Here is a 20,651-nt window from a genome sequence, read left to right as displayed (position 1 = left end):
GCTGCTCTCGGCCCTTCGTTCTCTTTTTTACCTGTTCCTGTACAACAAACCTTGAAACACTTTTCACATATCGATAATAATTCTCACTCTGATTCTGAGACGCTTTATCAACATGTGCCGCCTGCTGAGGGCGGACCGAACAAGGACAGGACATGACGCTGCCGTTTCCCACTCACCGCTGTGCGCTGCTCTGCGCGCTGGCGATTGCTCTGCCCGCCGCCAGCCTGGCGGCCGACACGCTGACGGTGACCGCCTCGCCACAGGAGCGCGCCGACGGCCCGACGCAGGGCTATCTCGCCACCACCAGCGCAGGCGCCACCAAAAGCGATCGCCCGCTGGTCACCACGCCGCAGTCGGTCTCGGTGATTACTCGCCAGCAGATCGACGATCAGGGCGCAATCGATCTCAACCAGGTGCTGAACTATACGCCAGGGGTGTTCTCCAACTTTGGCGGCGCGGCGACCCGCTACGACACCGTTTCGCTGCGCGGCTTCCACGGCGGCGACGTGGATAATTCCTTCCTCGACGGCCTGCGCCTGATGAGCGATGGCGGCAGCTATAACGTGTTGCAGGTCGATCCCTGGTTTCTGGAGCGCGTCGACGTGATCAAAGGCCCCTCCTCTGCGCTGTACGGCCAGACGGTGCCGGGCGGGCTGGTGAACCAGACGACGCGCCGCCCGCAGTTCAGCGAGGCGGGCCACTTCCGGCTGACGGCGGGCAGCCAGGATACGCGCGGCGCGGCCTTCGACTACACCAACGCCATTAACAACGAGTGGGCGTTTCGCCTGACCGGCATGACGCGCAACAGCGATACCCAGTATGACCACACGCGCGAGGAGAAGTACGCGCTGATGCCGCAGCTGCTGTGGCAGCCTACGGAAGATACGCAGCTGCTGCTGCGCGCCTATCTGCAAAAAGATCCGTCAGGCGGCTACCACGGCTCGGTGCCGGGAGACGGCGCGCTTAGCGCCCACAACGGCGCGAAACTCAGCACCGGTTTTTACGATGGCGATCCCTCCCTTGACCAGTTCAAGCGGCGCGAGCAGATCTACAGCTACGATTTCCAGCACCGCTTTAGCGACGTCTGGTCGTTTTCCTCGACCGGCAGCTACAGCCACTCAAACGTCGATCTCGACCAGGTTTATCAGGTCGGCTGGCAGGCGCCCAACAGCACTATCCTGAATCGCTACTACTCCGGCGAACGCTCGTCGCTTTCCGCGTGGGCGACGGATAACCGCGTCACGGCGGAGTTCGACACCGGCGAGCTGGCGCACCGCCTGTCGCTCGGCGCCGAATATCATCGCTATAAAAATGATTTAAGCGACGCGGGCGGCGCAGCCAGCGCGCTCAACGCCGATACCGGCGCGGCGCTCGGGCCGATGCCGGACTATAGCTGGACGCGCAAGACGCGCCGCTACTACCAGACCGGCCTCTACCTGCAGGATGAAATGAGCTGGGATCGCTGGCATCTCGATCTCTCCGGCCGCTACGACCGCATCGTCGCCGACAACAGCGGCACGGCGCGCCGGCAGGACGATCACGTCAGCGGGCGTGCGGCGCTGCTCTACGCCTTCGACAACGGCGTCTCGCCTTACGTGAGCTACAGCCAGGCGATCACGCCGACCGCGCTAACCGGCACCGACGGCAACCTGCTGAAGCCGACCACCTCGGAACAGTATGAGACGGGCGTAAAATATCAGCCGGCAGGCACGCGCGATCTCTATACCCTGGCGCTCTACGATCTGACGCAGAAGGATGTCGCCACGCGCAATATCGTCGACTCCACCTATACGCCGACCGGCAAAGTGCATTCGCAAGGCATCGAACTGGAGGCGCGCAATCAGCTGACGCCGCGCCTGAGCACGGTGGCGGGCTATACGCTTAACCACCTGCGCTATAAAGAGACGGTAGACGGCAATGATGGCCACACGCCTTACGTCACGCCGAACAGCATGGCATCGTTCTGGGGCCACTATCAGTTTGACGGCGGCATCAGCGCGGGCGCGGGCGTGCGCTATATCGGCAAACAGTGGGCGGACAATGAGAACAGCCGACGCGTGCCGTCGGTGACGCTGTTCGACGCCTCGGTGCGCGCCGATCTCGGCGTCTGGAACAGCGCGCTGCGCGGCGCGTGGCTCCAGGTCAACGCGAATAACCTGACCGATCGTCACTATGTGGCGGCCTGTTACGGCACGGGCTACTGCTACTGGGGCGCGGAGCGTTCGCTGCTGGTGTCGGTGGGATACGATTTCTAGCGGGGAGAGTAAAACGGGACGACCATGTCGTCCCGTTGCAGTTCTTAGGCTATGCGTACTAGCTACGGACTTTACGGTAGATAAACAGCACGACCAGGGCGCCGATGACCGCCACCACAAAGCTGCCGAAGTTAAAGCCGTCTACTCGGCCGAAGCCAAACAGGGTACTGATCCAGCCGCCGACTACCGCACCGATGATACCCAGAATAACGGTTACGATAAAACCGCCGCCATCTTTACCAGGCATGATCCATTTAGCGAGAATACCGGCGATTAAACCAAAGATGATCCATGAAATGATACCCATCTACGACTCCTTGCTTATTGTTTAGGTTGTGACCGCCTGATTAATCAGGAGAATTACAGGGCTAAGTATAGACAGGAAATCATGTAATGCAGGCTAAACCGCGACAAAAATTGACTTAAAACGTAAAGCTTTTATCCCCACCGCCGATAACGGAGAGAGAATAAAGCATTAGATAACAGTTAATTTACCCTGTTTTGGAGCCAGTAAGTGAAAGACGCCGACAAAGAACAGTATCTCAAACGTGGCACGCTGGCGGTTCTCGGCGTGATAAAGGATTTGCTACGGTTTCAGACGCCTTTAATGGTCACTTTTTCGCGCGGACAGTTTATCAGCCGTATGCTGGATGCCGACGAGGATCGCATCGTTTTCGACCTCGGCAGCAATAATCTCGACAACGAGTATGTGCTTTCCTGTGATGATGTGAACATCTTCGCTGAAACCTACGGCGCCAAGGTCGAGTTCAGCCTCGCGTCGCTGGAGAGAACCACCTTCGAGGGGCTGCCCGCCTTTAGCGCGCCGCTGCCCGACCTGCTGTGGCAGATCCAGCGCCGTGAGTTTTTCCGTATCTCTGCGCCGCTCGATCCGATCTTTTACTGTCACAGCGAGTGGCCTGACGGCCAGAAGGTGCGTTTTCGCCTGCAGGATTTGTCGCTGGGCGGCATCGGCGTGCTGGTGGACGAGGCGCTGCCGGAGGGGCTGAGCAGCGGCGACAAGTTTAACAAGCTGCGCGTCGAGCTGGGCGAATATGGCCAGTTTGAGGTCGGCGCGCAGCTGCTGCATATCGGCGAGCGCAGCGTGGTGACCAGTAAAAACGAAACGCGCGTGACCCCACGTCTCAGCTTTCGTTTTACCGCCATCGAGCCGCTGCAGGAGCGTCAGCTGCAGCAGGTTATTTTCGCCCTTGAGCGCCTTGCGCGCGACAAAGCGAATCGATTTCAGTAATTATTCAATGATTTGCGCTACCTCCTGACGCATCCAGGCTATGCTTCTCCTTGCTCTCTTTTTTAAACCGGCTCCCAGCAAGGAGAAACTCCCCAATGGAAAACTGGCTCTCATCTGGCTATTTTCAACGTCTTTTTCTGAATCAAACTTTCTGGATCAATAGCGCTATCGTGGTCGCGGGCACGCTGGTGATCTACTGGCTGCTGCGCAGCGCCATCCGCTTTATCTCTGGCCGCATCGCGCGCTACAGCGAGCAGCGCCACGTGCGCTTCACCTCGATTCTGGTGGAGATCCTGCGCAGCACCAGCCAGCTGCTGCTGCTGATTTTTTCGCTGCTGATCGCCCTGCGTTTCGTCGACGTGCCCGCCAGCTGGGACGGCTTTATTTCTCACGGCTGGTTCCTCGCGTTCGCGGTGCAGTTAGCCATGTGGATCGACTGCGGCATCCGGCTGTGGCTGCATAATCTGCTGCGCGATCCGGTGCACGTGCGCAATCCGGTGACCACGGTGATCCTCGGCATTTTGCTGCGCGTGGTGGTGTGGGTGATGATGCTGCTCGCCATTCTGTCGAATATGGGCATCAATATCACCGCGCTGGTGGCGAGTCTCGGCGTGGGCGGTATCGCCATCGCGCTGGCGATTCAGACGGTGCTGAGCGACGTTTTCGCCTCGCTGGCGATCGGCTTCGACAAGCCTTTCGAGCACGGCGATTTTATTGTGTTTGGCGATATCGCCGGATCTATCGAGCATATTGGCCTGAAGACCACGCGCCTGCGCAGCCTGAGCGGCGAGCAGATCGTCTGCTCCAATACCATTCTGCTGCAGCAGACCATCCACAACTACAAGCGCATGCAGCAGCGGCGCATCGTGTTTCGCTTCGGCCTGAGCTACGGCACGCCTTCGGCGCAGGTGCGCGAAGTGAGCGATCTGGTGAAGTCGATTATTCAGGGCATCGAGCTGACCCGCTTCGACCGCGCACATTTTTTCGCGTTTGAGGATTCGAAGCTGACCTTTGAGGTGGTCTACTTTGTGCTCGACGCCGACTACAACAAATACATGGATATCCAGCAGGAGATTAACCTGCAGCTGATGGCGGCGCTGGAGCAGCGCGATGTGCGCTTCGCCTTTCCAATCCGGCAGGTGGAGTTCAGCGGCGGCCGTATTCCGCCGGTGGAGATGCTGCGCGCGGATAACGACGAGGAAGAGGCGCGGCGGGCCTGATTTCTCAAAACCGCACCGCTGCTTCAGGGGAAAGGACGTTTCGGCCGAAGAGCAAAGCGTCGCGGGCCAGGGATGGCCCGCGCCGAGGCGCAGGGATGCTTTATGCCGTCTTTGCGATCGGCCGAAACGTCCTTGACCCCGCACTGCCCCTGTAGCAGAACCACTCTTTTAAACGCCCTGTCTAACATTCATACCGGCTGAAACCGGCAGCGCGCCACCGCCTCTACCCAGCCCTGATAGCTCTCCTGCATCGCCTGCGCCTGCTCGCGGCGCGGCTCGACGCGCGTGCCGCCCTGCAGCGCCTGCATCTCACTGCCCTGCTGCCACCAGCCCAGCACCTTGCCGGCCAGCAGCGCCGCGCCGAGCGCGGAGACCTCCGCCGTGGGCGCGCGCAGCAGCGGGCGCTGTAAGAGGTCCGCCTGCAGCTGCATCAGCCAGTCGTTGGCGGTGGCGCTGCCGTCCACGCAGAGCGCCGAGAGCCGCTGGCCGCTCGCCTGCTCCATGGCGAAAAAGACGTCTGCGATCTGAAACACGATCGACTCCAGCGCCACGCGCGCCAGCACCGCAGGCGTGGCGGCGTCGGTCAGGCCGCACACCATGCCGCGCGCCTGCAGATCCCACCAGGGGGCGCCCAGCCCGGAAAGCGCCGGCACAAAATAGACGCCCTGATTGCTGTCGGCGGTGCGTGCCAGCGCGGTCAGCTCGCGCGGATCCTGAATGCCGAGCATCCTGCCCAGCCAGGCCGCGCCGGAGCCGGTATGGGTGATATTGCCTTCGAAGGCGAAGCGCAGCGCGCCGTCGTGCCAGGCAACGGTGGTGCTCAGGCCGTTATCGGTCAGCAGCGGCGTCGCCATCGACATCATCAGCGACGAGCCGGTGCCGTAGGTCGCCTTCACCACCTCTTCGTCGCCGCGCCGCTGCGCCTGCAGCGCCGCATGGGAATCGCCGATGCGCGCCAGAATCGGCGTGCCCGGCGCCAGGCCGGGAATATCGCTAATCGCCACCGCGCCCTGTGCGCTGGCCGACGGCACGATAGTCGGCAGCGCGGCGCGCGGCAGCTGAAACAGACCCAGCAGCTCATCGTCCCAGCCGCCGCTGTGCAGACTATAGAGCTGGGTGCGCGCGGCGTTGGCGTGATCGGTCACAAACACCTCGCCCGCGCTGAGCTGCCAGGCAAGCCAGCTGTCGACCGTGCCGATGCAGAGTTCGCCCGCCGCCGCACGCGCCGCGCCGTCCGGGATCGCCGCCAGCATGCCGGTGAGCTTCGCCGCCGGGAACATCGGATCCACCGCCAGCCCGGTCAGCCCGGTGATGCGCGAGGCGTTGCCCGCGGCGCGCAGATCGCGGCAAAAGGCTTCCGAGCGACGATCCTGCCAGCTCACCAGCGGCGTGAGCGGCTTGCCGTCGCGCCGCTGCCAGATCAGCACCGACTCGCGCTGATTGCTGATTGCCACCGCCGCCACCGGCGCGCCATTGCACTGCGCCAGGCAGTCGGCTACCGCCTGCTTCACCGCCTGCCAGATAGCGAGCGCGTCCTGCTCCGCCAGCCCCGGCTGCGGATGCGACAGCGTCAGCGGCTGACTGCCGCGCGCCACCACGCGGCCCTGGCGACTGACGGCGATCGCCTTGGCATTGGTGGTGCCTTCGTCAATCGCCAGAATAAGGGCGTCTTCCATGTTCAGGCTCCCGCGCAAATGCGCACTGCGCTGTTGACGACGCTCGCGGCGTCGATGCCGTGATACGCGCGCGTGGAGGCGCGATCGCCCGCGATGGCGTACTCGCCGTCCGGGATGCCGAGGCGCAGCAGCGGAATGGCGCAGCCCCCTTCCGCCAGCACCTCGGCCACCAGACTGCCGACACCGCCGTTAACGTTGTGCTCTTCCACGCTGATAACGGCTGGATAGTGATTTAGCAGGTTGCGCAGCTGTTGGGTATCGCAGGGTCTGATGGATGGAACGCTGATCACACCCGCCGAGATCCCTTTCTCCGCCAGCTGCTCCGCCGCGTGAACGATCTCATGCACCGTCGAGCCCATCGCCACCAGCGCGATATCCCTGCCTTCGCGCAGCTGGTCGATTTTACCCGGCTCGAAGCGGTAGTCGTCGCTGTGCAGCTGCGGCAGATCTTTGCCGTCGAGGCGGATATAGACCGGGCCGACGTGCTCAAGCGCATAGTCGATAATCTGGCGGCACTCCAGCGGGCAGGCGGGCGCGTAAATTTCGATGTTGCCGAAGCCGCGCATCACCGCGATATCGTCGATGCTGTGGTGGGTGCTGGCGAGCGGGCCGTAGCTGGCGCCGGCGTTCAGGCCGAAGAGCTTCACGTTGGTGTTGTTGTAGCAGACGTCGACCTTGACCTGCTCGTTGGCGCGCGACACCAGGAACGGCGCGGCGTTGCAGGTTACGGCGATCTTGCCGCCCAGCGCCAGCCCGGCGGCGGTGCCGACCAGCGTCTGCTCGGCGATGCCAACGTTTACTAGGCGGTCGGGAAAAGCCTTAATGAAAGGGGCGATTTTCGCGGTTGAGGTGGAGTCCGCCACCACCGGCACCAGATCCACGCCGCGATTCACCGCGTCGATAAAGGCGGTCACCATTACGCTGGCTAAGTGTTGTGCATTACTCATCTTTCAGTTCCTCCAGGGCCAGTTCGATCTCTTCGCCTTTCGGCACGCGGTGATGCCACTCCGCTTTACTCTGAATAAAAGAGACGCCATAGCCTTTTTCGGTATGCGCCACGACGACCTGCGGCTTGCCGTTCTGCGGCAGGCTTTCAAGGGTGTCGACCACCTGCGCCATATCGTTGCCGTTGCACTCCGTCACCTCCAGGCCGAAGGCGCGCCACTTTTCCGGCAGCGGGTCGGTGTTCATGATGTCGCGCGTCGCGCCCGCCAGCTGCAGCTTATTCTTGTCGTTGATAATGATCAGGTTGTCGAGGCCGTAGTGCGCCGCGACCAGCGCCGCCTCCCAGTTGCTGCCCTCCGCCAGCTCGCCGTCGCCGGTCACCACAAAGATGCGCCGCTTGCTGCCATCTTTTTTCGCCGCCAGCGCCAGCCCCACCGCGACCGGCAGGCCGTGGCCGAGCGCGCCGGTATTCAGCTCCACGCCTGGGGTTTTCTGCCGCACCGGATGGCCCGGCAGAGGCGAATCCGCATGCTGGTAGCTGGGCAGCCAGTCGACCGGAAAATAGCCCGCCTCCGCCAGCACGCAGTAGTAACCGCCGACCGCATGGCCTTTGGACTGGATATAGATGTCGCGCTGCGGATCCTCGGTGCGGTCCGGCGCGCAGTCGAGAATGCGGAAGTAGAGCGCGGTTAAAATATCCGCCTGGGACAGATCTGCGCCGGTATGGCCGCCGGCCGGGCTGCCTGCATTAAGCTGGATAATGCGGCGGCGCACGGCGCGCGCCTTACGCTGCAGTTCGTCGACCGGAAGTTTGAAAGGGTTCATACATCACCTCTGAATTAAAAATCACACTCGAATATATATTCGAAAGGGGTAAAAAAAAGGGGGTGCAGCAAAACCACCCGCCTGCACCGCCACCGATTAACTTTTTGCCTCTGCGCCCTCCTCGATCAGCGCCTTCTGCGCCACCACCGCCGCCTTCTGCTGCATGCGGTTTTGCATCTGGTCGATGATGACGGCGATGATAATCACGATGCCCTTGATCACCATCTGCCAGAATTCGCTGACCCCCATCATGATCAGGCCGTCGGCGAGAAAGCCGATAACAAAGGCCCCGACCAGGGTACCGAGAATGGTGCCGCGTCCGCCTGCCAGCGACGTGCCGCCCAGCACCACCGCCGCAATGGCGTTCATCTCGAACGAGGTGCCGTTGGCCGGATGACTGGCGACCAGCTGCGACGACACCACGATGCCCGCTATCGCCGCGCAGAAGCCGGAGAGCGTGTAGACCCAGATTTTCACCTGCTTCACTTTGACGCCGGAGAGCTCCGCGGCGCGCTCGTTGTCGCCGATGGCGTAGACCTGGCGGCCGAACGGCAGGCGACGGGCGATATAGGCGATCGCCAGCGCCAGCACGATCATCATCCAGATGGCGTACGGCAGGCCGAGCAGCGACCCGGCGCCGATGCGGTCAAAGCCGGTGTTGCCGAGCAGCGGATTGCCCTGCAAGCCGGGGAAGGTTTCGCCGCCCGAGGTGAGCATCGCCGCGCCGCGCAGGATATACATGGTGCCGAGCGTGCAGATAAAGGGGGCGACGTTGTAGCGGGTGATGATCCAGCCGTTGGCCGCGCCAATCACGCCGCCCACCAGCAGCACCAGCGGCACAATCACCCAGACGCTGGGAAAGATGGCGATGCCGAACATCGGCAGCACGATCCCTTTGGTGATCAGCCAGCCGGCGATCATGCCGCACAGCCCCAGCGTCGCGCCGATCGAGAGGTCGATGCCGGCGGTGATAATCACGAAGGTAATGCCCAGCGCCAGAAAGGCGTTGATGGCGATATGCTTCACCATAATCACCAGGCTGCCGAGCGCGAGAAAGTCCGGCACGGTGATGGCGAAGAAGCCGACAATCAAAAACAGCGCGATAAAGGTGCGCAGCTTCAGCAGCAGCAGGATAATGCTTTCGCGCGAGTTGAACGCCTTCGCCGGTTGCCCTGCCATCGTCATAGCGTTATTGCCTTTCATGCTCAGAACCCCTGTGCGCTTGCTTTTACCAGCGCTGACTCTTCCGCGTCGCCGCGCGGAATATCAGCCGTAAGTTTGCCGCCCGACATCACCAGGATGCGATCGGCCACCGCCATGATCTCTTTCAAATCGGAGGTGGAGAAGAGCACCGCAATGCCCTGCTCCGACAGCTGCACCATCATGCGAAACACTTCCCCCTTGGCGCCGACGTCGATACCGCGGCTTGGTTCGTCCAGCAGCAGCAGGCGCGGGTTGGTCAGCAGCGAGCGGCCAATCACCACCTTCTGCTGATTGCCGCCGCTCAGGGCGCTGATCGCCACCTCCGGCGAGGAGATTTTGATCGCCAGATTACCGACGGTGCGCGTCACCGCTGCGCGCTCCTCCTGCTGCGCAATGGCGAAGCGGTGCGTCAGGCGGCGCCACAGGCTGGCGATGGTGAGGTTGCTCGCCACCGAGGAGCCCGGGAAGATGCCGGCGCGCTTGCGATCTTCCGGCACCAGGCTCATGCCCATACGAATGCGCTCGGCGGGCGGCAGCCGCGTCGGCACCGGCTTGCTGTCGAGCCAGATTTTGCCCAGGTAGTTGCGTTCGCTGCCGAGCAGGCACTCGAAGAGTTCGGTGCGCCCCGCGCCCATCAGCCCATAGATGCCGACGATCTCCCCGGCGCGCACGTTAAAGGTGACGTCGTCCACCAGGGTGTTGCCGTTGGGGCTGACGCAGGTAATGTGCTCCGCCTCCAGCACCGCCGCGCCGAAGGTGCGTCCGTCCGGCAGAAAGTTGCTCATCGGCTCGCTGCCGAGCATTTCGCGCACGATCCAGGGCACATCGATATCGCTGACCTGCGCTTCCGCCTGAAAGCGGCCGTCGCGCAGAATGGTGATCACGTCGCCGATCGCCATCAGCTCTTCGAGGCGATGCGAGATATAGATCAGGGTGACGCCCTGCCGCGTCAGCTCGCGGATGACGCGGAACAGGATCTCCACTTCGGTTTTGCTGAGCGCCGAGGTGGGCTCGTCGAGGATCAGAATATCGGCGTCTTCCGCCAGCGCCTTGGCGATCTCCACCAGCTGCTGCTGCCCGACCTTGAGATTGCCGACCGGCTCTTTCGGCGAAATCGGCTGGTCAAGGCGCGCCATCAGCGCGGCGGCGCGGCGCTCCTGCTCCGCCTCGTTGATGGGGCGGATGCCGCGCTGCAGCTCGCGGCCAAGAAAAATGTTCTCCGCCACCGACAGGTTTTCAAACAGGTTCAGCTCCTGATGCACCATGCCGATACCGAGCTTTGCGGCGGCGCGCGTGCTGCTCAGCACCACCTTCTCACCGTTGAGGAACAGCTCGCCGCTGGTGGGCTGCTGCACCCCGGCGAGGATTTTCATCAGGGTCGATTTGCCCGCGCCGTTTTCGCCGATAATCACGTTGACTTTGCCGCGCCAGACGCGGTAGTCGACGCGGTCCAGCGCCAGCGTGCCGGGAAAGAGCATGGTGATATTGCTGGCCTGCAGGATGATGTCGTCGCTCATGGCGCACCTCCCTGCTTCAGCGCTACCGCCATCACGTCGTTGACCACGCCGTGGCCCATCTCGACCGCCAGCAGCGCCTGCGCCGGTTTGCCGACCCAGCTGGCGTCGACCTTCGGCAGCTGCTGCACCGCGTGGCGGTTAAGCGCGCGCGTCAGCTGCGCATACTGCACCTGATTGGTGAACTCCTCGAAGCGGAAACCCGCCGCATCGCGCAGCGCGTTGCTGCGGATCACCGGCCCGAGGCTCACTTTGACCGGCTTGCCGTTCAGGGTCAGCGTCAGGGTGCGCTCGCGGCTGTTGCTCTCGTCCACCGCCTCGACCATACCGCTGGCGCGCACAAAGACGCTTTCGCTGCCGCCCGCCTTCACCGTCTCGCTTTTGGTCTCCATATCGGCCCAGCTCATGGCGCGCTGCTGCGCGGCGTCGAGCACCCGGCTCTGCCAGCTCGACTCTGCGATCTGCTGCGGCGTCTGGCTGCTGTAGCTCGGTTTCGCATGGGGATCTTTCGGCATGATCGGGTTGCCGCTGGCGTCGAGATCCACCACGGTACAGCCGCTTACTGCGAACGCCAGGGTGATGGCCAGAAGGGCCCCAGTCCGTTTCATGCCGCCTCCGGTCACTTCGCCAGGTTAAAGTTTTTCAGCTTCGACGCGTTGCTGTCGTCAATCAGTACGCAGTCCATCAGCTGCTTCTCTTCTTTCTGTGCTTTGCCGTTTTTCAGGTAGTAGTCCGCCTGCTCGACCGCCATCTGCGCCTGCGCCCAGCCCGGCTGCAGCACCGTCGCCTTGATGTTGCCTTTGTTAAGAATGGAGTCGCGGGTGTAGTCGCTGCCGTCAAAGCCCACCACGATAACGTTGGTTTTGCCCGCCGCCTTCAGCGCCGCCTCCGCGCCCAGCGCCATGGTATCGTTGCCGGAGATTACGCCGACGATGTTGGGGTTCTTCTGCAGGATGGTCTCCATGCGGCTGAACGCCTCGGTCTGACTCCAGTTGGCGCTCTGCTGCGCCACCATCTTCATGTCGGGGTAGTCATCCAGCACGTCGTGATAGCCCTGCGAACGGACGCCTGCGTTGGTGTCGGACTCTTTGCCCAGCAGCTCGACGTAGCTGCCTTTGCCGTTCAGCAGTTTGGCGAACTTCTCTGCGCCGAGCTGCGCGCCCTGATAGTTGTTGGAGACGATCTGCGCCACGGCGATGCCGGTTTTATTGATTTCGCGGTCGATAAGAAAGGTGGGAATGCCGGCATCTTTGGCTTTCTGCACCGGGCCGACGGTGGCGTCCGCCCCGGCGTTATCGAGAATAATCGCTTTGGCTTTGCGCGCGATGGCGGTTTCGATCAGCTGGTTCTGTTTGTTTACGTCATCGTCGTGCGACGCCACCAGCGTGGCGTAGCCGAGCGCCTTAGCCTTTTCCAGCGCGCCGTCCGCTTCCGCCTTAAAGAAGGGGTTATCGTGCGACGGGGTGATGATCGCCAGCAGGCCTTTATCGGCGGCAAGCGCGGCGGTCGAGAGAGCCATCAGTGAAGCCAGTAGGGTAATTTTGACGAGAGGTACGTTCATCAGTTATTCTCCGCTTGAATAAATATTCAATTGCGATTTTATATGCAAGATGACTATGCACCTGCTTCAGGCGGGCGCGCAACCCCGATTGTTTAAAAAGCGAAAAGGATCACAAAATGTCCCGCGTTGTGATTTCTCCCATCCTGGTTAACAATACCAGGCCGACACAGAGAGGAAGGATGAATGGCGAAACAGGATGAGCAACGGCTGATGGTGAAGATTGCCACGCTTTACTACAGCGAAGGGATGAAACAGTCAGATATCGCGCAGATGCTGAAGTTATCGCAGTCGTTTGTCTCGCGCATTCTCAACCGCAGCGTGAAAGAGGGCGTGGTGAAGATCAGTGTCGTGCCGCCCGCCAATATCTTTCCGGCGCTGGAGAAGGCGATCGAGCAGACCTATGGGCTGCCGCAGGCGATTGTGGTCGACGTGCCGGAAAACGCCTCCTCATCGCAGATCAAGCAGGCGATCGGCTCAGCGGCGGCGCACTATCTGGAGACGCGGCTGCGCGCCGATGAGCTGATCGGCATCTCCTCCTGGAGCGGCACCATCCGCGCCATGGTGGATGCGCTGCACCCCTTCAACGCCGCCTGCAAAGGGGTGATCCAGCTGCTGGGCGGCGTCGGCGCCAACGGCAACGTGCAGGCGACGATTCTGACGCAGAATCTCGCGGCGCTGCTGAACTGCCCTTCCTGGCTGCTGCCTTCGCAGTCGATCGAGCATTCGGTGCAGGATCGCCAGCGGCTGGCGGCCAACCCGGACGTTGCCGAGGTGCTGGAGAAGTTTGATCAGGTGGATCTGGCTATCGTCGGCATCGGCGATCTCGAGCCGTCGGCGCTGCTGCGCAACTCCGGCAACTATTATGACGAGGAGATGCTGCGCACCCTGGCGCAGCGCGGCGCGGTAGGCGATATCTGCCTGCACTACTTCGACGCGCAGGGCGAACCGGTGCTGAGCCCGGAGGAGGATCCGGTTATTGGCATGGAGCTGGCGCAGGTGCGCAACTGCCCGCAGGTGGTGGCGCTGGCGGGCGGCAAAGAGAAGGCGCACGCCATCCGCGGCGCGCTGCGCGGCGGCTACGTCAACGTGCTGATCGTCGATTACCCCACCGCGCGGCTGCTGGTGGAGTAGCCGTTAAATGGTGCGGTACGCCGTGGTGACCTTCCACAGGTAGCGCGGCGCCTGCGCGGCGGGATGCTTGTTCTGCACGTGCTGGTAGAACTCGTCCGGCGACATGGCGTTGATCATGGCGATAGCCCGGTCGCGGTCGCGGGAAAAGGTGCGCAGCAGCGCGCCCGCGCCGTTGGCGTAGGAGACGATGGTGGCGTAGCGCAGCGTCAGCGGGTCGCGAATGCCGGAGAGCGCCGACTCCTGCAAGATTTTGATATAGGCGGCGCCGATATCGATATTTTTCGCCGGATCGCGCAGTTCAGCGTTCGACGGCTGACCGCGACGCCCCTGCATGCGATAGACTTCCCTGCCCGCCGTGGCGGCTTTAATCTGCATCAGTCCCACCGCATTGGAGCGGCTGACGACGCCGGGATTACCGCCCGATTCGACAGTGATAATGGCGCTGAGCAGTTTCTCATCAACGCCATAATGACTGGCAGCATCTTCGGTGAACATCGCCCAGGTGGCGTTGATATTCGACGGCGGCGCCTGAGTAAGCGGCGTATTGCGTTGCTTAACGACCTGTTTTGAGGGTTCGCTGGCGCAGCCCGCCAGCAGCAGCACAGAAAGGGCAAGGTATCGAAATTTCACCAATTTTTTCATCCTGATGCAGTATGGTCGCAGGCTATCATACCTGGCGCGCGCCGCAGCAAAATTACCGTTTATCCTAATTGCGTAAAAAAGCGTGTCGCGCAGTGACTTCCGTCGCGCTTTTCGTCATTATCGGCCCGTTAATCGCCCGCTAACCGCAGGAATAGCCTTATGATTTCTCGTTCCGTTCATCTCATTTCGCCCTCCGGATATTGTCATAACCAGCCTGCCGCCTGGCGCGGCGTCGAACGACTGCGCGCGGCGGGCCATCAGGTCGATAATCTGGAAACCATCGGCCGCCGCTTTCAGCGTTTCGCCGGCACCGACGCCGAACGCCTCGCCGAATTCAACCGGCTGGCGCAGCTTGAGACGCTGCCCGATATCGTGCTGGCGGTGCGCGGCGGCTACGGCGCCAGCCGCCTGCTGGCGCAGATCGATTACGTCGGGCTGCAGCGCCGCCTGCTGAATCAGCCGCTGGCGCTGTGCGGCCACAGCGACTTCACCGCGCTGCAGCTCGCCCTGCTGGCGCAGACCGGCCTTATCAGCTTTAGCGCGCCGATGCTGGCCGGCAATTTCGGCGCGGAGGTTTTATCTGATTTTACCCTGACGCACTTCTGGCAGGCGCTGACTTCGCCTACAGTCAATGTTGGCTGGCGCAGCGAGACGCCGGACGCCGGCGAATGGCACGGCACGCTCTGGGGCGGCAATCTGGCGATGATCTGCTCGCTGATCGGCACCCCGTGGCTGCCGCAGTTCGACGACGGCATTCTGGTGCTCGAGGATGTCAATGAGCATCCGTTCCGCATCGAGCGCATGCTGATCCAGCTGCAGCAGAGCGGCATTCTGGCGCGGCAGCGCGCTATCATCACCGGCAGCTTTACCAGCAGCGCGCTCAGCGATTACGACAATGGGTTTGACTTCGCCAGCGTCTGGCGCTATCTGCGCGACGTCACCGGCCTGCCGGTGATAAGCGATCTGGCCTTTGGCCACGATGCGGATACCGTCACGCTGCCGCTCGGCGCGCGCGCCCGTCTGCGCGTGGCGAACCATCAGGCCGAACTGCAGGCCACTGGCCATCCCGTATTACCCGAGCATTAAGCCGTTCTCAGGGAGATCGCCATTGAAGCCGCTGTACGACGATTTGTGGATCTCCACGCCGGAATTTCCGGCGGAAGATGCCGTTAATGATTTAATGATGCACGGCTTTATGCTGCGCCATCCGCGCGGCAACCTGCTGATTGGCCGCGTGGAGCACCCGCTCGATCACGAGGTGCTGGCCGACGAAGGCGGCGTGATCCGCCACTACCTGACGCACTGGCACGAAGCGGCGCCCGGCGCCGTGGCGATCCAGCAGCGCTTCAACAGCGCGCTCTACTGCCACAGCCGCTCTCTCGGCCCCGTTAGCCGGGTGCTGGAGCCGGACGACACCTTTAGCCAGCAGGAGACGCACTTCGGCGATTTCCACCTGCTGCCGACGCCGGGCCATACGCCTGGCAGCAGCAGCTTTCTCTACCATTCACCGCTCGGTCGCAGCTATCTGTTTGTCGGCGACACCCTGACGCGCGATCATCATCGCTGGATCACGGTACTGGTGGCGGAGAGCAATCCGCACGAGCTCAGGCAGTCGCTGGAGTTTTACCGCACGCTGCGGCCCGACGTGGTGCTGATGAGCACCACGCGCGGCCATCTTTCCTGGGTCGAGGTCACGCTGCAAAGCTGGCTGGCGGCGATTGACGAAGCGGAGCAGCAGCCGCTGGATATGCGCCAGCAGCCGCTGTTTTAACTACAGCGCCTTGCTGAGATAGTGGCGCTGATGGTGACGCGGATAGTTATCCAGGCTGAAACGCAGGCTGTAGCCTGACTTTTCATAGAACGGGCGCGCCTGAAAGCTGGCGGTATCGACCTGCGCATAGCGGCAGCCGCGTCGGCGCGCCTCCTCTTCCGCCGCCCTGATCAGCTGCGTGCCGACGCCCTGCCCGCGCAGCGCGTCGCTGACCCACAGCATATCGATACGCAGCCAGTTGCCGGCGGTCGAGCCGGTCAGCCCCGCCCGTTTTTTGCCGTTCTCGTCGGTGACAAACACGCCGATGGCTTTGATCTCGTCGATATTGATAAAGCGGCTGTTGAAGGCGTTCAGGCCGAGGCGTACCTCATCCAGATCCTGATGCGTGACCGCATCGGTAACGTTCAGTTGCATAGACTCTCCGGCTAAAGCGGGTCAGGAGTGCGGGTGGGCGCGATCGTCGTAAGGCTCCAGCGACAGCTGATCGACATCGCGCGTTTCGCTGCGGCTACAGGGTAACAGCCGGTCGCTGTCGCGGTAAACGAAGAAGGTCTCCTCGCTCGCTTTATTGACAATCAGCTGGTCACCGTTGCGAAAGCGAGTGATGGCGACGCGGTCGCCGCCCTGTAGCCGGGTGTGCTGCTCGCCGGCGGCAATCTGAAAATGGTGCTGCGGCCAGGTCAAGGTGCTCAGCCCATAGGCAGCGCGTGAGATGGTCATGGTGGAACGGCCGGGACAGGTGATCTGAAACTGGGTTTCGCTCCAGGCGGGCGCAATGGCGCAGCTCAGCAGGCCGAGCGTGAACAGAGTGGCTTTCATTTTCGGGCTCCGTCGAAGTTATGCTCTGATTTGTTTAACAATTCTCAGAGTAACACATCAGACGACGGGAAAAAGTGGAACGGCCCGCGCGGGGCGGGCCGAAGTGTGACAAAAGCTGTCGTTACTCCCCAACCTGCGACATATCTTTGATGCTGTCGCGATTAATTTGCTGCTCTTTGCCGTAGACATCTTTGTAGGTGATCATACCGGTGTCGTCATCCACCTTCGGCTTGCCCTGCGCTACAATGGTGCGGCCATCGTTGGTGTGCAGCACGTGGTCATTGGCGCAGCCGGCCAGCATCAGGCCCGCGCTCAGGATACCGATTGCTATAACTGTTTTTTTCATCTTTCCTCCTTCCTGGGTTCGCTTTAGGTTTAGCACAGCCTCGCCAAAGCGAAACCAGGATGAGGCCTAAAACGCATTGATTCCTAAAGGAGATTGTATGGACCGCCAGGATGCCCTGTTTCAGCGGCTGGCGCAGTCGCCGTTTCGGCGGCGCTTTCATCTGGGCGTGAAGGAGCGTGAATATTGTCTGGCGAAAGGGCCGGAGGTGATCGATCGGCATGCGGCTGATTTTGTCGCGCAGCGTCTGGCGCAAGCGGAGCCGAAGAATGACGGCAGGCAGACGCCGATGCGCGGCCATCCGGTGTTTATTGCCCAGCACGCTACGGCGACCTGCTGTCGCGGCTGCCTGGCGAAGTGGCACGGCATCGCGGCTCACCAGCCGCTGGATGACGCGCAGCAGGCGTGGATTGTCAGCGTGATCCACCGATGGCTGGTAAGTGAGATGAACCGCTAAACGCCCGGCGCCGCATCATGCAGCACCGGGCTGAAGATTATTCCGCCGCAACCTCGGCGGCGACCAGCATTAACGCCAGCGAGGCGTCCTCTTCGTCGTATCCCTGCATAACATCGCGGATGGCCGCCACGCAGGAGATCACCTGCTGCTTCTTTTCCGCTTCAAGCCTCTCGATCGCATGACGGATAATCATTAGACTGGCTTCTTCTTCTTTCATTCAGTTTCCCTTAAATCGCCCAACTGGTGCGCAAAGATGGCAAGAATACCTTTAATGTGCTACTCAAGTCACCCTCTGGCACGTTTAACGCTTAACTATTAATCGAACTACAAATGGGACGCCGCGCCAGACCTGCTATGATCACAATAGCCGCGACGCAACGCGTCAAAATCAGCGCCACGGGATAACCAGGGATTGAAGCAGGTACAGGATATGTTGCGACTCACCGTTTTCATTTTTATTACGCTGCTTGCCGGCTGCGCCTCCGGCCCGAAAGGGGTCGAGTGCGCTGGCGAAGTCACTACCCTCTACGGCCAGCCGATGGGACAGACTCAGGCGAAGATTTTCGATCTCGTCAGCGCCTTTACCGTCAGCCGCGATGGCGTTCAGGTGCAGAGTGGGACACTGCAGTCGCTGGATCGTTTCAAATATGTTCCCTCGGCTGTGACGGCCGAAGGCTACTACGCCCAGCGGCTGTCGGATAAGCAGTTCCGCCTGATCAATCCATACCAGGACACCATGATCACCTGGACGTGCCCTTAGGCGTGCGTCCGGCGGCGAGATCGTTTATTGTCGTGGCTCGTCAGGCTGCAGGCTCACCCTCCATGGAAAAGCGACTGGACAACAACGGCTACATCGATTTCCCCTTTCCCGCCACGCGTAACGAGGACGGCTCTCTCAACCCGTGCGGCATCGATCTGACACTGCAGACCGAGCGTATCGACGAGATTGCGGTGCTGACGCAGTCAACAAATCTGCGGCGTCTGCTGGAAGAGATTAATCTGCAGGATGGGCTGTTTATGACGCTGGCCTGTGACTGGCAGCAGCGCGCCGATGCGGTATGCGGCTTTATCGATTTCGCCTTTCGTCCCGATCTGCCGGTCGACCGGCAAGAGACGCTGACCCTCGACCAGGCGTTCGGACGCTACCTGCGCGAGCAGGCGACGCAGCACGATATGCAGCCAGACGTGTTGATCAACTACGCCCGCTGCGTGCTGGACTGGGGCTGGTCGCCGCTGCGCCAGCGCGCACGCGAGTATGAAAAGGTCACGGTGATGTACTACTGCCAGCAGCGCGACGAGGCGGAGTGGTGCCTCGATCATCTGCGGCATTTTCTGGTGAGCTGGTACCCCGCCAGCCGGCCGGGGCTGCTGGCCCAGCAAGCGTAGCATTATCTCTGCCGCACCGCCTCCCAGCTTAAATCAAAACGCTTGAGGTATTTTCGCAAGCGATCCGCATCGTTGGGCTGCTTTTTTTGCTGGCGGGAGTGGGCGAAAAGCTCACGTCCGGCTTCCGAGAGCGAGGCTGAGCGTCGGCACACGGCGATGACCGTTTCCAGCTGCGCGCGATCGAACAGGTCGATAGCCTGCTCAACCGGCAGAGTGGCCTGCATCTGCTCAGCGGGCTGCCATGTGGTTTGCAGTCGGTTAATCTCCTCCTCCACCAGCGCTGCGGTGATGCGACCGTTTTCAGCGAGCGTGGCCATCCGCGCGACGCTCGCCCCCAGCTCACGAAAGTTGCCGGGCCAGGCGGCGGCCTCTGAGCTGGCGAAGCGCAGGTAGCGGGCGCGCGCCTCTTTGTCGAAGCGTATCTGGCTGCGATTGTCGCGAATAAAGCGCTGCAGTTCATAATCGACGTTAGGCTCAATATCCTCTCGCCGGTCAGCGAGGCCCGGCAGCCGGAATGTCCACATATTGATACGCGCGTAGAGATCTTCCCGGAAGCGCCCTTCCCTGACCCACTGACGCATATCCCGGTGGGTACCGGCGATCAATTGAAAATCGCTGCTCACTTCGCGGTCTGCGCCAAAAGGAAAAAAGCATTTATCTTCAATCGCGCGCAGCAGCATGGCTTGTTCATCCAGCCCCAGCTCGGCAATTTCATCCAGAAACAGAATGCCGCCGTCAGCCTCGCGCAGCAGACCCGCGCGCGCTGCCAGCGCGCCGGTAAAGGCGCCTTTCACATGGCCAAACAGCGTAGACATGGCGTTATCCCCGCGCAGCGTCGCGCAGTTTACCGCCACAAACTTTCCCTGCACCTGATGCCGTGTCTGCCGCAGCTGGAAAATGCGCCCGGCCAGAAAGGATTTACCCGCGCCCGTTGGCCCGGTTAGCAGCACTGGGGCGCCCGATCGTTGCGCAACGCGTTCAATCTGTTCGATAAGCGCGTTAAAGGTGGGGTTACGCGTTTCAATGCCCGATTTGAGAAACGAGACTGAGCTCTGCTGCTCGCGCTGAAAACGGCTGGTTAACGTCGCATAGCGGCTCAAATCGAGATCGATAACCGAATAGACGCCCTGCGGCGTGGCCTCTCCCTGCCGCCCCGGGCCGGTCTGTAACAGACTGGCTGGCAGGTAGTGTGCTTCAGTAAGCAAAAACCAGCAAATCTGCGCCACATGCGTTCCGGTGGTGATGTGCACCAGATACTCTTCGTTCTCGGTATCGAAAGCATAGCGGGTAGCGAAATCGAGAAACGCGCTGTACACCTCTTCAAAATCCCAGGGATCGTTAAGGCTCACCTCATGCAGAATCACCGTTGTGTGCGGCGAGACGGCGGCAATATCTTCTGTCAGCCGCTGCGCCAGGCTCAGGTCGCCCGGCTGATGCAGCAGTTCAAAACGGTCAACGGGCAGATCATCGTGCTGACATAACGCGACGCTAGGGCGCCACTTCGTCCAGCGATGTTGGCGCTTGCCGCGCCTGTCGAGCTGCGTGCCCAGAACGCCAATAACAACGCGCTTTTTCATGCTTTATCCTGCTGTATAAATCCCTGTCCAGAAAGATAAGATTATCCGTCTGCGCGCTGTCTGGCAAATCCTCCTTT

23 protein-coding genes are annotated in these 20,651 nt (G+C 61.5%); 9 read left to right on the top strand and 14 right to left on the bottom strand.

From position 1 onward, the window contains the following. Positions 1-152: 152 nt before the first annotated feature. The gene (locus ACR6A7_RS13500) at positions 153-2,255 is read left to right on the top strand and encodes a TonB-dependent siderophore receptor (protein ID WP_434125405.1); all 2,103 of its coding nucleotides are present in this window, start codon (positions 153-155) and stop codon (positions 2,253-2,255) included. A 58-nt stretch (positions 2,256-2,313) separates the two neighbouring features. Here ACR6A7_RS13500 and ACR6A7_RS13495 read toward each other — a convergent pair whose 3' ends face one another. Beyond that, positions 2,314-2,562 carry a GlsB/YeaQ/YmgE family stress response membrane protein gene (locus tag ACR6A7_RS13495; RefSeq protein WP_033747725.1) on the bottom strand — a complete coding sequence of 83 codons (249 nt, stop codon included), beginning with the start codon at positions 2,560-2,562 and terminating at the stop codon, positions 2,314-2,316. Between the two features lie 207 nt (positions 2,563-2,769). On the opposite strand from ACR6A7_RS13495, the gene ACR6A7_RS13490 reads away from it, so the two are divergent. Both ACR6A7_RS13490 and ACR6A7_RS13485 read left to right on the top strand, forming a co-directional pair. Then, positions 2,770-3,504 carry a flagellar brake protein gene (locus ACR6A7_RS13490; protein ID WP_434125403.1) on the top strand — a complete coding sequence of 245 codons (735 nt, stop codon included), beginning with the start codon at positions 2,770-2,772 and terminating at the stop codon, positions 3,502-3,504. A gap of 95 nt (positions 3,505-3,599) precedes the next feature. After that, entirely contained in the window at positions 3,600-4,724 is a 1,125-nt protein-coding gene (locus ACR6A7_RS13485; protein WP_434125401.1) for a mechanosensitive ion channel family protein, read from the top strand. Positions 4,725-4,912: 188 nt separating this feature from the next. On the opposite strand, the gene ACR6A7_RS13480 is transcribed toward ACR6A7_RS13485, so the two are convergent. The 7 genes from ACR6A7_RS13480 to ACR6A7_RS13450 all read right to left on the bottom strand — a co-directional run bounded on the left by ACR6A7_RS13480 (position 4,913) and on the right by ACR6A7_RS13450 (position 12,448). Continuing rightward, positions 4,913-6,400 carry an FGGY family carbohydrate kinase gene (locus ACR6A7_RS13480; RefSeq protein ID WP_434125399.1) on the bottom strand — a complete coding sequence of 496 codons (1,488 nt, stop codon included), beginning with the start codon at positions 6,398-6,400 and terminating at the stop codon, positions 4,913-4,915. Positions 6,401-6,402: 2 nt separating this feature from the next. Continuing rightward, positions 6,403-7,347 (bottom strand): transketolase family protein, encoded by a 945-nt coding sequence (locus ACR6A7_RS13475; RefSeq protein ID WP_434125398.1) that lies wholly within the window; start codon positions 7,345-7,347, stop codon positions 6,403-6,405. Further along, positions 7,340-8,170 (bottom strand): transketolase, encoded by an 831-nt coding sequence (locus ACR6A7_RS13470; protein WP_434125397.1) that lies wholly within the window; start codon positions 8,168-8,170, stop codon positions 7,340-7,342. The genes ACR6A7_RS13475 and ACR6A7_RS13470 overlap by 8 nt, the downstream gene beginning before the upstream one ends. 96 nt (positions 8,171-8,266) lie before the next feature. Next, complete coding sequence (locus ACR6A7_RS13465) at positions 8,267-9,373, bottom strand: ABC transporter permease (RefSeq protein ID WP_434125396.1); 1,107 nt, start codon at positions 9,371-9,373, stop codon at positions 8,267-8,269. Between the two features lie 2 nt (positions 9,374-9,375). Next, positions 9,376-10,890: a sugar ABC transporter ATP-binding protein gene (locus tag ACR6A7_RS13460; protein WP_434125394.1), complete on the bottom strand. Its 1,515-nt coding sequence runs from the start codon at positions 10,888-10,890 to the stop codon at positions 9,376-9,378. After that, the gene (locus ACR6A7_RS13455) at positions 10,887-11,495 is read right to left on the bottom strand and encodes a DUF2291 family protein (RefSeq protein ID WP_434125393.1); all 609 of its coding nucleotides are present in this window, start codon (positions 11,493-11,495) and stop codon (positions 10,887-10,889) included. Before ACR6A7_RS13455 ends, ACR6A7_RS13460 begins: the two co-directional genes overlap by 4 nt. An 11-nt stretch (positions 11,496-11,506) precedes the next feature. Next, entirely contained in the window at positions 11,507-12,448 is a 942-nt protein-coding gene (locus ACR6A7_RS13450) for a D-ribose ABC transporter substrate-binding protein (RefSeq protein WP_434125392.1), read from the bottom strand. 183 nt (positions 12,449-12,631) lie between these two features. On the opposite strand from ACR6A7_RS13450, the gene ACR6A7_RS13445 reads away from it, so the two are divergent. After that, positions 12,632-13,579, top strand: a complete 948-nt coding sequence (locus ACR6A7_RS13445; RefSeq protein ID WP_434125391.1) for a sugar-binding transcriptional regulator — start codon at positions 12,632-12,634, stop codon at positions 13,577-13,579. 3 nt (positions 13,580-13,582) lie between these two features. Here ACR6A7_RS13445 and emtA read toward each other — a convergent pair whose 3' ends face one another. Continuing rightward, complete coding sequence (gene emtA / locus ACR6A7_RS13440; protein WP_434125390.1) at positions 13,583-14,221, bottom strand: membrane-bound lytic murein transglycosylase EmtA; 639 nt, start codon at positions 14,219-14,221, stop codon at positions 13,583-13,585. A 159-nt stretch (positions 14,222-14,380) separates the two neighbouring features. Here emtA and ldcA point away from each other — a divergent pair, with 159 nt between their 5' ends. Beyond that, positions 14,381-15,307 (top strand): muramoyltetrapeptide carboxypeptidase, encoded by a 927-nt coding sequence (ldcA, locus tag ACR6A7_RS13435; protein ID WP_434125389.1) that lies wholly within the window; start codon positions 14,381-14,383, stop codon positions 15,305-15,307. A gap of 22 nt (positions 15,308-15,329) precedes the next feature. Continuing rightward, complete coding sequence (locus ACR6A7_RS13430) at positions 15,330-15,992, top strand: MBL fold metallo-hydrolase (RefSeq protein WP_434125388.1); 663 nt, start codon at positions 15,330-15,332, stop codon at positions 15,990-15,992. On the opposite strand, the gene ACR6A7_RS13425 is transcribed toward ACR6A7_RS13430, so the two are convergent. The 3 genes from ACR6A7_RS13425 to ACR6A7_RS13415 all read right to left on the bottom strand — a co-directional run bounded on the left by ACR6A7_RS13425 (position 15,993) and on the right by ACR6A7_RS13415 (position 17,157). Next, entirely contained in the window at positions 15,993-16,406 is a 414-nt protein-coding gene (locus tag ACR6A7_RS13425) for a GNAT family N-acetyltransferase (RefSeq protein WP_434125387.1), read from the bottom strand. A 21-nt stretch (positions 16,407-16,427) separates the two neighbouring features. Next, on the bottom strand, positions 16,428-16,811 hold the full coding sequence (locus ACR6A7_RS13420) for a hypothetical protein (protein WP_434125386.1): 384 nt from the start codon (positions 16,809-16,811) through the stop codon (positions 16,428-16,430). A 121-nt stretch (positions 16,812-16,932) separates the two neighbouring features. Further along, the gene (locus ACR6A7_RS13415; RefSeq protein WP_434125384.1) at positions 16,933-17,157 is read right to left on the bottom strand and encodes a YgdI/YgdR family lipoprotein; all 225 of its coding nucleotides are present in this window, start codon (positions 17,155-17,157) and stop codon (positions 16,933-16,935) included. A 97-nt stretch (positions 17,158-17,254) separates the two neighbouring features. On the opposite strand from ACR6A7_RS13415, the gene ACR6A7_RS13410 reads away from it, so the two are divergent. After that, positions 17,255-17,611: a DUF4186 domain-containing protein gene (locus ACR6A7_RS13410; RefSeq protein ID WP_434125383.1), complete on the top strand. Its 357-nt coding sequence runs from the start codon at positions 17,255-17,257 to the stop codon at positions 17,609-17,611. Between the two features lie 37 nt (positions 17,612-17,648). On the opposite strand, the gene ACR6A7_RS13405 is transcribed toward ACR6A7_RS13410, so the two are convergent. Beyond that, positions 17,649-17,828 carry a hypothetical protein gene (locus tag ACR6A7_RS13405; protein WP_033747773.1) on the bottom strand — a complete coding sequence of 60 codons (180 nt, stop codon included), beginning with the start codon at positions 17,826-17,828 and terminating at the stop codon, positions 17,649-17,651. A gap of 213 nt (positions 17,829-18,041) precedes the next feature. On the opposite strand from ACR6A7_RS13405, the gene ACR6A7_RS13400 reads away from it, so the two are divergent. Both ACR6A7_RS13400 and ACR6A7_RS13395 read left to right on the top strand, forming a co-directional pair. Then, positions 18,042-18,371, top strand: coding sequence for a hypothetical protein (locus tag ACR6A7_RS13400; protein WP_434125381.1), 330 nt, complete (start codon positions 18,042-18,044; stop codon positions 18,369-18,371). Between the two features lie 62 nt (positions 18,372-18,433). Continuing rightward, on the top strand, positions 18,434-18,997 hold the full coding sequence (locus ACR6A7_RS13395) for a hypothetical protein (RefSeq protein WP_434125380.1): 564 nt from the start codon (positions 18,434-18,436) through the stop codon (positions 18,995-18,997). Between the two features lie 2 nt (positions 18,998-18,999). Here ACR6A7_RS13395 and rtcR read toward each other — a convergent pair whose 3' ends face one another. Beyond that, positions 19,000-20,574 (bottom strand): RNA repair transcriptional activator RtcR, encoded by a 1,575-nt coding sequence (gene rtcR, locus ACR6A7_RS13390; protein ID WP_434125378.1) that lies wholly within the window; start codon positions 20,572-20,574, stop codon positions 19,000-19,002. Positions 20,575-20,651: the final 77 nt, after the last annotated feature.

This window comes from Pantoea phyllosphaerae (assembly GCF_051025595.1).
Taxonomy (GTDB): Bacteria; Pseudomonadota; Gammaproteobacteria; order Enterobacterales; family Enterobacteriaceae; genus Pantoea.
The sequence above is the reverse complement of the archived record's forward strand: the minus strand, read 5'-3'. Positions and strand labels throughout refer to the sequence as shown.

Excerpts from the sequence above, each read along its gene's own strand:
- ldcA (WP_434125389.1), top strand. The coding sequence starts at position 14,381 with ATGATTTCTCGTTCCGTTCATCTCATTTCGCCCTCCGGATATTGTCAT.
- ACR6A7_RS13445 (WP_434125391.1), top strand. The coding sequence starts at position 12,632 with ATGGCGAAACAGGATGAGCAACGGCTGATGGTGAAGATTGCCACGCTT.
- ACR6A7_RS13405 (WP_033747773.1), bottom strand. The coding sequence starts at position 17,828 with ATGAAAGAAGAAGAAGCCAGTCTAATGATTATCCGTCATGCGATCGAG.
- ACR6A7_RS13420 (WP_434125386.1), bottom strand. The coding sequence starts at position 16,811 with ATGAAAGCCACTCTGTTCACGCTCGGCCTGCTGAGCTGCGCCATTGCG.
- ACR6A7_RS13460 (WP_434125394.1), bottom strand. The coding sequence starts at position 10,890 with ATGAGCGACGACATCATCCTGCAGGCCAGCAATATCACCATGCTCTTT.
- ACR6A7_RS13475 (WP_434125398.1), bottom strand. The coding sequence starts at position 7,347 with ATGAGTAATGCACAACACTTAGCCAGCGTAATGGTGACCGCCTTTATC.
- ACR6A7_RS13455 (WP_434125393.1), bottom strand. The coding sequence starts at position 11,495 with ATGAAACGGACTGGGGCCCTTCTGGCCATCACCCTGGCGTTCGCAGTA.
- rtcR (WP_434125378.1), bottom strand. The coding sequence starts at position 20,574 with ATGAAAAAGCGCGTTGTTATTGGCGTTCTGGGCACGCAGCTCGACAGG.
- ACR6A7_RS13485 (WP_434125401.1), top strand. The coding sequence starts at position 3,600 with ATGGAAAACTGGCTCTCATCTGGCTATTTTCAACGTCTTTTTCTGAAT.
- ACR6A7_RS13470 (WP_434125397.1), bottom strand. The coding sequence starts at position 8,170 with ATGAACCCTTTCAAACTTCCGGTCGACGAACTGCAGCGTAAGGCGCGC.
- ACR6A7_RS13465 (WP_434125396.1), bottom strand. The coding sequence starts at position 9,373 with ATGAAAGGCAATAACGCTATGACGATGGCAGGGCAACCGGCGAAGGCG.
- emtA (WP_434125390.1), bottom strand. The coding sequence starts at position 14,221 with ATGAAAAAATTGGTGAAATTTCGATACCTTGCCCTTTCTGTGCTGCTG.
- ACR6A7_RS13395 (WP_434125380.1), top strand. The coding sequence starts at position 18,434 with ATGGAAAAGCGACTGGACAACAACGGCTACATCGATTTCCCCTTTCCC.
- ACR6A7_RS13500 (WP_434125405.1), top strand. The coding sequence starts at position 153 with ATGACGCTGCCGTTTCCCACTCACCGCTGTGCGCTGCTCTGCGCGCTG.
- ACR6A7_RS13400 (WP_434125381.1), top strand. The coding sequence starts at position 18,042 with ATGTTGCGACTCACCGTTTTCATTTTTATTACGCTGCTTGCCGGCTGC.
- ACR6A7_RS13450 (WP_434125392.1), bottom strand. The coding sequence starts at position 12,448 with ATGAACGTACCTCTCGTCAAAATTACCCTACTGGCTTCACTGATGGCT.
- ACR6A7_RS13495 (WP_033747725.1), bottom strand. The coding sequence starts at position 2,562 with ATGGGTATCATTTCATGGATCATCTTTGGTTTAATCGCCGGTATTCTC.
- ACR6A7_RS13480 (WP_434125399.1), bottom strand. The coding sequence starts at position 6,400 with ATGGAAGACGCCCTTATTCTGGCGATTGACGAAGGCACCACCAATGCC.
- ACR6A7_RS13415 (WP_434125384.1), bottom strand. The coding sequence starts at position 17,157 with ATGAAAAAAACAGTTATAGCAATCGGTATCCTGAGCGCGGGCCTGATG.
- ACR6A7_RS13425 (WP_434125387.1), bottom strand. The coding sequence starts at position 16,406 with ATGCAACTGAACGTTACCGATGCGGTCACGCATCAGGATCTGGATGAG.
- ACR6A7_RS13410 (WP_434125383.1), top strand. The coding sequence starts at position 17,255 with ATGGACCGCCAGGATGCCCTGTTTCAGCGGCTGGCGCAGTCGCCGTTT.